The following is a 15,789-nucleotide window of genomic DNA, read 5'->3' on the forward strand; positions in this document are numbered from 1 at the left end:
TTTTTAACCAACTGACTATCTTATTCCCGGATCGGGTGAAAGTCATAAAATGATTATTTAACTTTACTCATGAAATCAGAATCAATTTTGAGCGAATACACAAAATTTTAAACAAGCCCGAGGGTATCCAATGGTTTCGAAGAAGCAGCACCCAGCACCCAGCACCCAGCACCCAGCATCCAGCATCCTGTTTCTAGCATCCAGCCTCGAGCCTCCAGTGCCAGTTTCCAGCATACAGCTTCGGACTAAATACACCGGGCTTTACAATCCGTTCTCCCAAGTACTTTGTCAAGTCCTCGGAATTCATAGGCTTGCAAATCCCTTATGTCCAGTCTTCAAACCACAACCTACAAACGGCCGTATTCGTGCGCTAAAGCCTTAGCGTCGGTGCAAGACCCCCTAAAACTCCAAATGCTGATGTCCCTTGGTCTCCAAATTTGTATGTCCCATTAATTTGAGATCAACAGCCCTTGCTGCTTCCCGGCCTTCCGAGATGGCCCATACAACCAGACTCTGTCCCCGTCGCATATCACCGGCAGCAAAAACATTTTCGACCGAAGTCTCATAGTTATCTGTCTTGACATTCCCCCGGCTATCCAGTTCGAGTCCCAACTGTTCTACCACGCCTTCATGCTGGGGATGGACAAAACCAATGGCCAACAATGCCAAGTCACACGGTAGTACCCGCTGGCTGCCTTCCTTCTCGACAAATTCATTTCGGCCGGTGTCTTCATTTTTCTTCCATTCAATATCGACCACTTCCAATCCCTTCACACGGCCCTCGCCGTCATCTATAAATTTTTTCGTCAGTACAGCCCAGGAACGGTCAGCACCCTCTTCGTGAGATGAGGAGGTTCTCAGCATCAATGGCCATCTGGGCCATGGCGTGGACTCGTGGCGCTCTTCCGGAGGTTTGACTAACAATTCCAGTTGCGTAACGCTTGCCGCCTTATGCCGGTTGGATGTGCCCACACAATCCGATCCCGTATCCCCTCCACCGATCACCACGACATGTTTGTCTTTGGCATGAATCACTTTATCTCCAATGGGCTTTCCGGCGACCCGCCGGTTGTTTTGTTCCAAAAAGTCCATCGCAAATTCCACACCTTCCAGGTCACGACCCTTGATCGGCAAATCCCGGGGTATCGTAGAACCGCCGGTAAGCACCAGGGCATCGTATTCATTTTGCAATTCTTCCACCGCAATATTAACGCCTACATTAGCATTCGTCCGGAATTTAATCCCTTCAGACTCCATCACCTTGATCCGACGTTCGACCACAGATTTCTCAAGTTTAAAATCAGGAATACCATACCGCAGTAACCCGCCCACTTCATCATTGCGTTCAAAAACCGTGACAGCATGACCAGCCTTGTTCAATTGGGCTGCAGCCGCCAGACCAGCGGGGCCACTCCCCACCACAGCCACCTGCATACCGGACCGTACTACGGGTGGTTCAGGTCGTACAAATCCACGATTAAAGGCCTCTTCAGCAATACTTTTCTCGATGTGTTCGATGGTCACTGGTGGTTGATTTATCCCCAATACGCAGGCCGATTCACACGGTGCCGGACAAATTCTCCCTGTGAATTCCGGAAAATTATTGGTTGTGGACATGATTTCATAAGCCTCCTTCCAATCTCCTCGATATACCGCATCATTAAAGTCCGGAATAACATTACCCAACGGACAACCATTGTGACAAAAAGGAATGCCACAATCCATGCAACGCGCTGCTTGATTTTGTGTTTTATCTTCAGGAAAATCCAAAATAAATTCCTGATAATGCTCTATTCGCTGGCTGACCGGTTCTTTTTCCGGTAATTCTTTGGTGTATTTTAAAAATCCTTTGATATCGCCCATGAATTAGTATTTAGAACGCTGCGCTCTTGGGACGCTGCGCTTTGGTTATTGGTTATTGTGTTATTGTGTTATTGCGTCTACCCTCTACTGACTATCGACTACAAACTATAAACCCGCTCCGCTATTTTTTCTTCCTGCTTCTCTTCCAACACTCTCTTCAAATCTTTCGGCATCACCTTCACAAAATATTTCTTGAGTTGATCCCAATCTTGCAGGATGGCCAATGCCTTGCTGGAAGAAGTGTAATTAAAATGATTACGCAACAACTGCCGCACGGCAATCAAGTCCTCACCAGCAGGTCGTTCTAAATCGATCATTTCCCGATTGCAACTCAGGTGAAACGTTCTGTCCCGGTCGTAGACGAACGCTGTTCCTCCACTCATACCTGCGGCAAAATTCTTACCCCAGGTGCCGATGTTAATCACCATTCCACCGGTCATGTACTCACAACCATGATCTCCGATACCTTCCACCACAGCTTTCACCCCAGAATTCCGAACTGCAAAGCGTTCTCCGGCCATCCCATGAATGTACGCTTCACCGGATGTCGCCCCATACAGCGCCACATTACCAATGATGATGTTTTCTGAAGGCTCAAAAACAGATTTTCGGTCTGGGGTGGCAACCAAGACAGCACCAGACAGTCCTTTTCCAAAATAATCATTGGATTCGCCCTCCAGGCGAAAAAGTAGACCCCGTGCAGAAAAGGCACCAAAGCTTTGCCCGGCGCTGCCCCGGAACCGATACTCTATCGTTCCCGGAGGCAATCCTTCTGCACCATACATCTTAGAAATCTTATGGCTCAACATAGCTCCGGTCGCCCGGTCCGTATTTCGAATCGTGAATTCACCCGTGATTTTCTTCCGCTGTTCCAACGCCAGCTTGGAATGGATGATTAACTGACGGTCAAGCACTTTATCAATCTTATGATCTTGCTTTTTCGTCCTGTACAACCCAACCGATTCATCTACTGGCTCTTTATAAAGAATCGGGCTCAGATCAAGATGCTTATATTTCCAGTGGTCAATATCTTTTTTCATTTTTAACATCTCCACTTTCCCGACCATTTCATCCACTGTCCGAAACCCAAGATTTGCCATAATTTCCCGAAGCTCGCGCACCATATAAGTGAGCATATTAATGACATGATCCGGATCCCCTGTGAAGCGCTTTCGCAATACAGGATCCTGGGTAGCCACGCCCACCGGACAGGTGTTCAAATGGCATTTTCGCATCATGATGCATCCTTCGACCACCAGTGCTGCGGTAGCCACGCCCCATTCCTCTGCACCTAGTAAGGTAGCGATCGCCAGGTCCCGTCCAGTTCTCATTTGTCCATCGGTCTGGACCACAACACGGTCTCGCAACTTATTCTTGACCAACGTTTGCTGTGTCTCAGCCAGACCAAGTTCCCATGGCAATCCGGCGTAGGATATCGAGGTCAGCGGGGAAGCACCAGTTCCCCCATCGTGCCCCGATATAAGAATAGCATCAGCGTGCGCTTTTGTTACGCCTGAAGCAATAATTCCGACCCCGGCTTTGGAAACCAATTTGACATTGATGCGAGCGTCCGGATTGGCATTTTTTAGATCAAAAATCAATTGTGCCAAATCTTCAATGCTATATATATCATGGTGCGGGGGTGGGGATATCAGCCCCACTCCCGGTGTAGAGTGTCTGACCCGTGCAATCCATTTATCAACTTTGTGGCCCGGCAACTGTCCTCCTTCGCCGGGTTTTGCTCCCTGAGCCATCTTGATCTGTATTTCAATGGCATTGGCCAGGTAGTGGCTGGTCACTCCAAATCGTCCCGATGCGACCTGTTTGGTTGCGGAATTCATATCATCGCCATTTTCCAGCGGTGTATACCGTATCTCATCTTCACCCCCTTCCCCACTATTGCTTTTACCGCCGATCCGGTTCATAGCGATGGCCAAAGTAGTATGCGCTTCAAAACTAATACTCCCAAATGACATCGCCCCGGTTACAAATCGCTTGAGAATGGTTTCTTCGGGTTCTACCTCCTCTATCGGGATAGAGCTCCCTTTACGGAAATCGAGGAGTCCTCGCAATGTCATCGCCTGACGGCTCTGGTCGTTGATCAGCTTACTATATTTTCTAAAGATCTCATAATCCCCTTTTCGGGTAGCGTACTGAAGTAAATGAATGGTTTGAGGATTGAAAACATGGTCTTCACCCCGACGTTTCCACTGATAAATTCCGCCTTCATCCAGGTCTTTTTTCACAATGGATGATTTAGGAAAAGCGTGATTGTGCCACTGCAGGATTTCCACAGAAAGTTCATCGAAGCCAATTCCTTCTATCCGACTAATGGTCCCTCGAAAACATTTGTCGACCACATGTTGATTAAGACCCAGAATTTCAAAAATCTGTGCGCCCTGATAACTTTGCACAGTAGATATCCCAATCTTTGACATTATCTTAAGTATGCCCTTTTCGACGGCTTTGTTGTATATATTGATGATGTTCTGCTGTAGTGGTAGAGGGCTTTCTGTCTCCACCGACAGTAAATCATCAAACGCGCCTTCCTTGCTCAGTTCTACCAAGGTCGCATAGGTTAGGTATGGATTAATAGCATCCACTCCATATCCGATCAGTGTCGCAAAATGATGTGTTTCGCGCACATCCCCTGCTTCTACCACGATCGAGGTGAGCGTGCGAAGCCCCTTTTGAATCAGATGATGATGAATCGCTCCGGCTGCCAAAAGCGTCGGAATGGGTGCTAAAGAAGAATCCGAGTTCCGGTCACTAAGAATTAGAACATCACAGTGGTTCCGTACTAGATCTTCTGCTACAGCACATATATGATCCAGCGCTGCTTCCAACCGGCCTTTCTGCTGATCAGAACGAAAAACCAGATCGATCACTCCCACTTTGTGATCCGGATGATTAATGTATTTTATTTTGTTAAACTGATCATTTGTCAGCACGGGAGAATCAAGCCGGATAAAAGAAGCAAGATCTTTTGTTGGTTTCAAAACGTTCCCGCTTTGTCCCAACTTGGTTTTCAGCGACATCACAGACCGTTCCCGGATAGAATCTATCGGTGGGTTGGTAACCTGAGCGAATAATTGCTTAAAATAATTAGAAATATGTTGTGCCCGGCTTGACAATACAGCCACAGGTACATCTGACCCCATGGATCCGACCGGGTCTTTTTTATGGATCACCATGGGCTGCAATAAGAACCGGATATCTTCTTTGGTCAGCCCGTGCATTTTTTGTTTTCGAATCAGCGTCCTGGAGTCGATTTCGACATACCCCGGAATGTGCAGCGGAAGATCATCCAAATTGATGCTGTGTTCATCCAACCAATCACGATAAGGTAATCGCTGACAGATAATTCTTTTCAATTCATCATCACCAATGATCTTTTTCAACTCCATATCTGCGATCAACATGCGCCCCGGCTGAAGCCGGCCTTTGAGAACTACATGTGCCTGATTTACGGGCAGTGCGCCTGCTTCAGATGCAACGATCAAAGTATTGTCTTCCATGAGACAGTATCTGGAAGGACGCAATCCATTCCGATCCAACGTAGCACCGATGAGGATCCCATCCGTAAAGCAAATGGAGGCCGGTCCATCCCAGGGTTCCATCAATTGGGAACTGTATTCATAAAATGCTTTTTTATAGTCCTCCATATGGGGATCGTGTTCCCACGCTTCCGGGATCATAAGCATTAATGCATGCGGAAGAGAATACCCATTGAGCACAAGAAATTCCAGTACGTTGTCAAAAGAACCGGAATCCGAAAGACCTGTCCAGATAATTGGCTTCAGCTTCTCCAGCTCGTGTTCGGTAAACACTTCGGATTTTAATATTTGTTCCTTCGCCTTCCACCAGTTGATGTTCCCCTGTATGGTGTTGATCTCTCCGTTGTGCGCTATGGATCTAAAAGGCTGAGCAAGTCGCCATTTGGGCTCTGTATTTGTCGAAAATCTGGAATGGATCAATGCCATGGCAGATTTAAAATCAAGATCAGACAAATCCAGGAAATACTCCTTGACCTGGTAAGTCGTCAATTGCCCTTTATAAATTATGGTCTTGTAGGATAATGAACAAATGTAAAATTGATCTGCCGTCTGTGGGAATGTCTGCCATATGTTGTGGCCTGTAAACTTACGCAGGATGTAAAGTCTGCGTTCCAGATCGGCCGGCTCCATATCTGTTTTGGGTTTGACAAATACCTGCTCGATCCGCGGTTCTACACTCCGGGGTACTTCCCCGATCACATCATGATCAACAGGAACTTTTCGATAACCGAGTAATTCAAATCCCGACTCATCAATGTAATCATTAAATAAGATACGACATTGATCACGCAGGTTTTTATCTCGTGGAAAGAAAAGCATTCCTACCCCATACTTACCAAATTCAGGCAATTCTACACCTTTTTCCCGACATTTCTTCACGAAAAAAGTATGTGGATTCTGGAGTAAAATACCAGCTCCATCCCCGCTTTTGGGATCGGCACCAATTGCCCCTCGATGCTCCATACAGCTCAACATAGACAACGCATCAAGAACCAGTTGATGGCTTTTTTGGCCATTGAGATTAGCAATCAAACCTGTCCCACAGGAATCTTTCTCCAGTTGTGGCGTATAAAGACTATGGGCGAAGGAAGTATTAGTAGCAGAGAATTGTTTCATATAGCGCAGAAGTTTTCCTATCGTTAATTATTTGGCAAAGATAAAACAACAATCGAAAACACCAGATCTATCAAGAGTTTATAATCATTATTTCCTTTGGCAAAGTTAGTAAAAGCAGAATAAATATACCTGTTTCTAAATTAAACAGGGATTATTAACGCATTTTTTCTTGGATTATTCTCAGTTGATTGGTACATCTACGCACCCTAAAAGACTTCTTTTTGCATCAAATTTTTCTCAAAATGAGGTGCTGCTATTTTTTCTGAAAAATATATTACAAATAATTTGCATATGTAAAATGCTCATCATATATTTGTTTCACAACACGTATAAAAATAAACAATAATATGTTATGTAAAGCTCCTGAAGGGGAGCAAAATTCTAGTTTAGGTTCTTTTAGGTTTTTTCATTCACAGAGTCAAGTTCATCAGAGCTTGACTTTTTTTTTCTCACGTCAGCTTAATTTAACCTAATTACTTACTACGCCACACTATGTTAACCCGCTTTATCCACCACGTCCATTTATTATAACACATAGCACGCAGTGTATTAATGGTTTAAACCCCAAAATTGGGCATATTACAAAGCCCAATTTTGGGTGACGTTTGACTTTTGACTCATACATCTGCTGGGTTCGGCGTTGACAAGGTTTTCCATTCTGATCAGCCAAACCCCAGTCATGATTATTTTGATTTGTCAGGACCGGGGATTCACCAGAAAGATTTGGGATTCTTCCTTGCTTTTTAATGCGATCTTTTGACCGGCCCGCGCTAACACACCTTCCCCCCCGGTAACCCTAATATTCTGATGCTGCGAAGACACAAAAAAATTATTGCAGGTTGAAAATAGAAAAGAAACGCCTGAAGCTTTAAATATGTATTCTCTGTTCGGCACTAAATCGATCACAGAAAATTCGAACTCTTGAACAGGGGGAACAAACACTTTCCGAGAAGCGTCGACCTGATTTGGCTCAAGGTAATGCACCGTTCGTTCGTCAAAACAAACCAGACGACTCAGTGCTTTCGCATCTATGTGTTTGAAGGTAAGTCCTCCCCGGATCACATTGTCCGAGTTTGCCATGATTTCTACATTTTGCCCCCTGAGATAGGCATGGGGTATCCCGCTGTCCTGAAACATAACCTCACCCGGCGATAGATGCACCAGATTCATCAGGTAAAATGAAATAATCCCTCGATCGATTTTCTCGGGCGTACAATATTGTTTCAGGGCTTGTTTTACCCAATAATCAGGATTCAACAGATCTTCTGTCACCTCCAATCTTTTCACATACCGGACAAAAGATTGCAACTTAGAATTTATAGTTTTTTGATCCAATTGCATATAAGAACGGTAGAAAGTAGGTAGTCCAACCTTCCTGATTTCTTCAGCAATTTCACCCAGGGGTGGTCGATGATTCAGAACTTCGAGAATTTCCTCATCACTTCTAAAATCGTGAAGCAGGTAAAACTCGCTGAGTGCATACATGATTTCGGGCTTGTGATTGCGGTCGCGAAAGGTCCGGTTGGGCGCACCAATCGCCACTCCCGCATGTTCTTCCAGGTCCCAGCCCTCCATGGCCTGGGTCTTTGTGGGATGTATTTGAATAGAAAGCATATCTCTGACATCGAGTATCTTGCACAAAAAAGGAAGTTCATCCTGCCATTGTTCCCGTTCGGCCGGAGTTAAAAAGCAATCTGGCGAGGTGGCCAAATAATCGCCCAAAGATGTACCACCAACCACTTTTGACGGGCAAGCGGGATGCTGGCCAAACCACAATTCGGCAAAGGGTACCTGACGTTCATTGGATTGACACAAAAGCTCAGGGATATAGGACACACCGCCCCATGGATAATTTTGGACGCATCCTGTTAATTTACAAAGGGTATCTTTGTTCAAGATCGCCATTCATTGAATTTTTTTAGTAGGTTGGTCGTTGAAGGGTCATGTTTTCCCGATGATTGATCCTGGCCCAGTTCGCTCAAGATGTTATTCGCTAATTTTTTTCCCAATTCAACCCCCCACTGATCAAATGAGAAAATATTCCAGATTACGCCTTGTGTAAATATTTTATGTTCATACATCGCCACCAACCACCCCAAACTTTTCGGGGTCAGTTTTTTAACCAATATCGTATTAGTCGGTCGATCTCCGCTAAACTCTTTATATGGAGCCAGGAATTGTACTTGCTCCTCACTCATTCCTTGCTTTCTGAGGTCATTTAAAACTTCTTCATGTGATTTACCCACCATCAGTGCTTCGGTCTGCGCAAAGAAGTTCGCCATCAGTATTTGATGATGATCACCTGCATCATGGTGGCTTTGAGCAAATCCTATAAAATCGCAGGGAATCAACTTCGTGCCCTGATGGATCAACTGGAAAAAAGCATGCTGTCCATTGGTTCCGGGCTCACCCCAAATAATCGGTCCGGTCTCGTAGTCCACCGGTGCGCCTGTGCGATCCACACTTTTTCCATTGCTTTCCATATTACCTTGCTGAAAATAGGCGGGAAACCGATGCATATACTGATAATAAGGTATGATAGCTTCAGTCTCGGCACCCATAAAATTATTGTACCATATTCCGATAAGTGCGAGCGTCACAGGAATATTGTCAGCAAGGGGTGTTCTTCTGAAATGTTCATCCATTTCATGCAACCCTTCCAAAAACTCATGAAAATGATTAACGCCTATGGCACACATGACCGGTAATCCAATGGCACTCGATACGCTGTATCGTCCACCAACCCAATCCCAAAACTCGAACATATTTTTCCGGTCAATTCCAAATTCAGTTACTCGTTCTTCATTGGTGGATACTGCAACAAAATGTTTAGCAACGTCACTCTTCTGGGCCCCATGTTCCAGCAACCACTTCCGTGCGGATCGGGCATTCGTCATGGTTTCTATCGTCGAAAAGCTTTTGGATGACACCACAAATAAAGTCCGACCGGGATTAACTTTCTGAAGAACTTCGTGCAATTGATTGCCATCAATATTGGATACAAAATGGCAAGTAATACCTGTTGAATGATACGGAGTCAAAGCTTCGTACACCATCACCGAACCTAGATCAGAACCACCGATCCCAATGTTGACCACATCCGAAATTCGTTCTCCATCGAATCCCCGCCATTCACCTTCAGTTAGGTCGTTAACAAAAGCTGCCATACGATCCAGAACCGTCCAAACCGCTTTATTAACATCTTCTCCATCTACAATCAACTTCTCACCGCGGGGACTTCGCAGTGCCGGATGCAGCACACTCCTGTCTTCCGTTTCGTTGATGTGTTCCCCGGTAAAGAAAGCTTCTTTTGCATCGTCGAGCTTACACTCTCTGGCCAGATCCTGCAATAATGTGATCGTTTCATCATCCAGCAAGTTTTTGGAAAAATCCAAATAAAGATTCTGAAAACTCAGGCTATAATCTTGGACACGATCTCCATGCTCAAAATGATCAACAATGGATTGATTCCTCAATTCTTCACTCTTTTGCTGTAGCTTTTTCCACGATGAAGTAAGGGTTGGATTGACTTTTGGTAACATCTGTACTGATTTTATTCAAAGATACTAAAGAAGATTAAAGCGATAAAATTTATCGTCCGAATAGAAAATTTAGTACCTGCACGAAAGACAAATAGAGTTTGTAGCATACGGTCGTTCTTTGTTTGTGGGTTGTTTGTTGTTGGCACCGTTTGGGATTTTTAGCCGGTGGCTGTTTGGAGTTTGGTGACCTGCGGCCGTTTGCCGTTTGGAACCAATTGGGGTGATCAAAAATATTGAACTGAATTCTATTGGCGAAGCAGCCCAAAACGATGCACTCTAATGCCTAAATCGGCACCACATAAACATTGGTCGAAAATTTTTCAGACACGCGATACGTATCCTGCTTCACCCGGATGTGCAGGGAATTATCAAAGTCCTGCTTTCCCAGGATCTCTATCTGGGTTTTCAGATCCATACCAAGTTGACTTACATACTGCAAGAAGGCTGCGGAAGTATCCCGAACTGACACAATTTTGGAAATACTCCCCACCGGCATTTCAGCCAGGGTTTTTTTGGATTGTTTTTTGAATTTACCTTGGGAATCTGGGATGGGATCTCCGTGTGGATCGTGTGTGGGGTACCCCAAAAATTGATCGAGTTTTTCGATTAGTTTTTCCGACCGAATATGTTCCAGTTGTTCCGCCACCTCGTGAACTTCATCCCAGGAAAAATCAAGCGTATCGTACAAAAATGTCTCCCATAGTCTATGTTTTCGGATCAGTTGCAACGCAATATTCTCGCCGGCTTGAGTCAGTTTGATTGATCCATACTTTTTATAATCCACCCAGGATTTTTCTTTCAACTTCTTCAACATACTATTTGCTGTGGCCGGGGCTACTCCGACACTATCCGCAAGTTGATTGGTCCCGATGTGGCCACCCTGGGTCTTCCACTTCAAATGCATAAGCCCTTTTAAATAATCTTCCTCCTTTTTGGTAATATTGTGGTGCATGGTTACACTGTATTTTTTCCGGGACCAAATGCATGACGTTTGCATTTTTAAATCACCGCTTAGCTCCAAACTAATCAAACAAACCATAAATATACTGAGTCTGGCATCCAATCTTCCCAGCAAGCCAATAAAAACCTCCTAATCTATTGTTAAATCACCTCCCAGTCTTACACAACCCTCTCTCAATAAATATATTTACGTACTAATCAATTAGTTGCCAAAACATAATACAACGAGTGTCAATCTTATTCTCCCGAATCTTAATTACTTTTTCTATTCTTTTAGTTGTGGCTGGTACAGCCATCTCGCAGGAAAACGATGCTTCTTTTATAGACGGTACCATAACTAACCAAGAAGGAGAACCGCTTCCTTATGCTTCTGTAGAGGTATATGATCTGGATTCTACACTGATTGCCGGTCTTTCCGCGGACGAAACTGGTTACTTTAAAACTGAGTTACCACATGGAGATTATACGATTCATATCAAATACCTGTCTTACAGAAATCAGGTGATTCGCGTCGATGACATGAACCAATCCGGAAGAACCCCTCTTGGGAACATTCAGTTGGGTTCGGGAGGTACGCTGCTCGACGAAATTGAAATTACCGCACAACGCAGCCAGATGGAACTCAAGCTCGACAAACGCGTCGTTAATGTAGGTGCGGATCTGGCGAATGCAGGAACGAATGTCTCTGATCTGCTGGATAATATTCCTTCAGTGGCTGTGGATGTCGAAGGCAATGTCAGTCTTCGAGGCAGTCAAAATGTTCGTATCTTGGTGGATGGGAAACCATCGGGACTGCTCGGAAATAACGTTGCTGATGCGCTTCGTCAGCTTCAAAGTGATATGGTGGAACGTGTAGAGATCATCACCAATCCTAGTGCGCGGTATGATGCTGAAGGCGAAGTAGGTATCATTAACATCGTCATGAAAAAGGAAAACCGAAGCGGCTTTCACGGATCCGTGGATCTCACAGTAGGAAATCCTCACAACTATGGAGCAGGAATCAACTTCAATCTCCGCCATGACTGGATCAATCTGTTTCTTAACGGCGGCTTGTACTATCGCAAATCACCGGGGGGAGGTTCGACCTATCAAAGATTTGAGGGGTCGGAAGGAATACAAATTTACAAAAGCGAGACCGACCGATACCGCTCCGGATTATCCAATCGATATCAGTTTGGCGCAGATTTTTTCCTCAGTGAATATAGTACGATCACCGCTTCCGGGATTTACAGATTCTCGGATGGGAAAAACAGAACTGAGATTAACTACAGAGACCTTGATGCCCAGGAAAATGTATTGGCTAGAAGTCAGCGTGTAAATGTCGAAAATGAGGATGGCAATGATTTGGAAACCGCAATCAATTATACCAGGACTTTTGATGAAAAAGACCGAAAGTTTACTGCTGACTTCAAATGGTTGCGGAATTTGGACAATGAAATCGCCGACATCCGTGAGCGGTTTCTGACCAACATGGAGGATGACCTGTTACAGAATTCCAATAACATCGAAGGAGAAGAAAATTTTCTTTTTCAAGCCGATTACATTGATCCGGTAGGAGAAGAAGGAAGATTTGAAGCCGGCTTAAAGGCCAATCTTCGCGATGTGAGCAATGACTTTCAGGTGACGCAGCAAAATGAGAACCACGAATGGATCATTCTTCCGGAATTTGATGATAACCTGACGTATTTCGAAAACATTTACGCAGCGTATGCCATCTATGGAAACAAATTCAATAAAATATCCTATCAATTCGGATTGAGACTGGAACATTCTGATATCACTACCCGGCTGGAGAATGAACGCAGGGACAATAATAGAAGATACACAGACTTCTTCCCGACCGCACACTTTACGTATGAAGTTAATCCGGAGAATCAGTTTCAACTGAGCTACAGCAGACGATTGAGCAGACCATGGTTCCGGATGCTGCTCCCCTTTTCAAATTTCAGTGATAATCGCTCCAGGCGGGTGGGCAATCCTGACCTGGACCCGGAATATTCGCACTCATTGGAGACCGGCTACCTGCATTATTTTGACAAAGGCTCGTTGCTATCCAGCGTTTATTACCGTCATCGTACCGGTGTAATCGAAAGAATTAGTCAATTTACCGATGAAGGCATCGAACTCGAAGTACCGGTCAACCTAAGTACTCAAAACGCCTACGGCATTGAATGGAACATGAATTATGATTTTTTCAAATGGCTGCAATACACCATTAATCTGAATTTTTATCAAGCGATTACGGAGGGCAGCTATCTGGACAGAACCTACCATAGTAATTCCAAAACGATGAGTGGGAAAACCACCGCCAAATTCAAATTTCCAAAATTATTTGACTTTCAATTCTCCTTTGATTACAGAGCGCCACGAACCACCACACAGGGAAGAAGAAATGCCATATATTCCATGGATACAGGCATCTCCAGAGATATCCTCCGGGGAAATGGGACGATATCACTGACCGGCCGAGACCTGTTCAACACCCGGAAATACTCAGGATATGCCGAAGGTCCGGAATTCTACACGGAAGAAACCTTTGTATGGCGCAGCCGTCAGCTTACTCTAAACTTCAATTACAGGATCAACCAACAGAAATCCAATGACCAGAAACAATCCGATGATGCTGGCGGCACTGATGATTTTGGAATTTAACCCGTTATATCCAGCACGCTTGATTTTGACCGGTACCTGTGAGGAAAAACAGCACATTTCTTCTTCGTACTTCGCCAATGCTGCGGCATTGCCTACTTTTTAATCTTCGACCTCAACCATTTTTCCGATCCTATCCAATCAGCCAAACCAAAACGTCCGGGGTATATGGAAGCCAAGTGAAAACATTTTTGTTTCTTTGCACGTGAAAATATATCAAAAAAAATCAACATCTGATCCATGCGAATAATTACCTGGAATGTAAATGGAGTTCGCGCGGCTATGCGCAAAGGATTTGAAGAAAAACTAAAAGAGTTGGACGCAGATATTATATGTCTGCAAGAAACTAAGGCCCAAGATGATCAGGTCGCTAAAGCCTTGAAAGATATCCCGGATTACCATATATATTACAACTCGGCGGTCCGCAAAGGTTATTCAGGTACATGTATCCTAAGCCGGATCGAACCGAATAATGTCACACCGGATATTGATATGGAAGAACACGATCAGGAAGGTCGGGTCCAGTGGGCCAGTTATGACGACTTCAATTTGGTCAATGTATATGTCCCGAATAGTGGAAGCAAGTTAAAGCGACTGGATTACAGGGCGATGTGGGACAAGGATTTTGCGAATTATCTGCAACGGATACTTCAATCTGAGAAACCCATGATCCTGACCGGAGATCTGAACGTGGCTCACCAGGAAATTGACCTGGCCAATCCGAAGTCCAATTACAATAAATCAGCCGGATTTACACAAGTGGAAATAGACGGGTTCAAGCGGTTACTGGATATGGGTTTTTACGACCAATACCGGGATCTGTATCCCGACAAACAGGAATACACATTTTGGAATCAGCGGTTCCGCGCCAGAGAACGTAATGTCGGCTGGAGAATTGACTATTTTATGATCAGCGAGCAACTCAAGCAAATGGATCCTGATGTAGGGATTCTCGGAGAAATATACGGCAGTGATCACTGTCCGGTGGTACTTAGTTTTTAGTTATTGGGTGAATAGCTAGGGTGGGTTTTGCCTGGCATATCATCCATCGGGTAGAGGTAAGTGCCTTCGTACACGTGACTTTATCGAATGATCTTCCGGGCTCATCACCCCATTCCCCAACCGGTTTTCGTTGTCGTATCAACCAAGGTGTTTCTTTACGTCGTCGCACATTTTACAGTACTACTTCAGGCCGTGATCTGATGAAGAAATCGCCACTACTAAAGTCCATCTCAAAGATAAAAGAATAAAACGGCGAATATTTCAAATAACTTTTTTCCGCTTCCGTTTATGTTCTTTTGATATATAGTCATTAAATTTACAGACTCAAAACACGCAATTTCTGAATGACCATGACGAAACGAAAGATCATACTGTATTCTGCTTTATCACTGGATGGCTTCATTGCCCGCATGGATGGCACTTATGATTGGCTCCATGACAATGACTATGCAGAAGGAAAGGAAGACTATGGTTATGACCAGTTTCTGGAGGGTATTGATACGATCCTAATGGGATATAACACCTATGAAGACATCATTCGGCATGCTGACATCTTTCCTTATGACAGTTCAGAAAACTATGTTTTCACCCGAAAAAAAGAAGTGCCGGACGACCCCAATGTCACCTTCGTAACCTCCGAAATTGTTTCATTCGTCGAAAAGCTTAAGAACAAACCAGATGCCAAAGACATTTGGCTGGTTGGAGGTGGCCAAATCAACAGCATTCTTTCAGAACATGACCTCATTGATGAATTGGTTCTGACCTATATCCCCATAACCCTGGGCGATGGTATTCGCATTCTGCACGGGAAGGAATTTGACAAACGGTATCGACTCTATGATTCAGTCGTCTATGAAAATGGATTTGTTCAGCTGTATCTCAAACAAGTTCAGAAGGGTTAGGATTATAGCAGCAACACATTACTTCGACGTAATCAACTAACAAGCACGTGTTTTTAGATAGCAAAGAAATGTAATATATAGGACACTAGGTATAAAATAAGTTCTAGTTAAATTCTATCATTTGCCTTCTTTATTTGCAATAATTCTCCACATTTGCAGTTCCGTTATATAACTTATAAGACTACATAATTTAATCAA

Annotated in this window: 8 protein-coding genes; 3 read left to right on the forward strand and 5 right to left on the reverse strand. The window is 44.3% G+C overall.

Going from position 1 to position 15,789, the window contains the following annotated elements:
* Positions 1-399 precede the first annotated feature (399 nt).
* The 5 genes from KUV50_RS06000 to KUV50_RS06020 form a co-directional block, all read right to left on the reverse strand.
* Positions 400-1,863, reverse strand: coding sequence for a glutamate synthase subunit beta (locus tag KUV50_RS06000; protein ID WP_222579196.1), 1,464 nt, complete (start codon positions 1,861-1,863; stop codon positions 400-402).
* A gap of 98 nt (positions 1,864-1,961) precedes the next feature.
* A complete protein-coding gene (gltB, locus tag KUV50_RS06005; RefSeq protein WP_222579197.1) occupies positions 1,962-6,536 on the reverse strand; it encodes a glutamate synthase large subunit in 4,575 nt (1,524 codons plus the stop codon).
* Positions 6,537-7,232: 696 nt separating this feature from the next.
* Entirely contained in the window at positions 7,233-8,441 is a 1,209-nt protein-coding gene (gene manA / locus KUV50_RS06010) for a mannose-6-phosphate isomerase, class I (protein ID WP_222579198.1), read from the reverse strand.
* Positions 8,429-10,078 carry a glucose-6-phosphate isomerase gene (pgi, locus tag KUV50_RS06015; RefSeq protein WP_222579199.1) on the reverse strand — a complete coding sequence of 550 codons (1,650 nt, stop codon included), beginning with the start codon at positions 10,076-10,078 and terminating at the stop codon, positions 8,429-8,431. The genes manA and pgi overlap by 13 nt, the downstream gene beginning before the upstream one ends.
* Before the next feature lie 283 nt (positions 10,079-10,361).
* Positions 10,362-11,030 carry a metal-dependent transcriptional regulator gene (locus tag KUV50_RS06020; protein ID WP_222579200.1) on the reverse strand — a complete coding sequence of 223 codons (669 nt, stop codon included), beginning with the start codon at positions 11,028-11,030 and terminating at the stop codon, positions 10,362-10,364.
* Between the two features lie 236 nt (positions 11,031-11,266).
* Here KUV50_RS06020 and KUV50_RS06025 point away from each other — a divergent pair, with 236 nt between their 5' ends.
* The 3 genes from KUV50_RS06025 (at position 11,267) to KUV50_RS06035 (ending at position 15,591) form a co-directional block, all read left to right on the forward strand.
* Positions 11,267-13,690, forward strand: coding sequence for a TonB-dependent receptor domain-containing protein (locus KUV50_RS06025; RefSeq protein WP_222579201.1), 2,424 nt, complete (start codon positions 11,267-11,269; stop codon positions 13,688-13,690).
* 237 nt (positions 13,691-13,927) lie between these two features.
* Positions 13,928-14,689 (forward strand): exodeoxyribonuclease III, encoded by a 762-nt coding sequence (locus KUV50_RS06030; RefSeq protein ID WP_222579202.1) that lies wholly within the window; start codon positions 13,928-13,930, stop codon positions 14,687-14,689.
* 344 nt (positions 14,690-15,033) lie between these two features.
* Positions 15,034-15,591 carry a dihydrofolate reductase family protein gene (locus KUV50_RS06035; protein WP_222579203.1) on the forward strand — a complete coding sequence of 186 codons (558 nt, stop codon included), beginning with the start codon at positions 15,034-15,036 and terminating at the stop codon, positions 15,589-15,591.
* Positions 15,592-15,789: the final 198 nt, after the last annotated feature.

Origin of the sequence: Membranihabitans marinus, from assembly GCF_019802045.1 — a bacterium.
Taxonomy (GTDB): Bacteria; Bacteroidota; Bacteroidia; order Chitinophagales; family Saprospiraceae; genus Membranihabitans; species Membranihabitans marinus_A.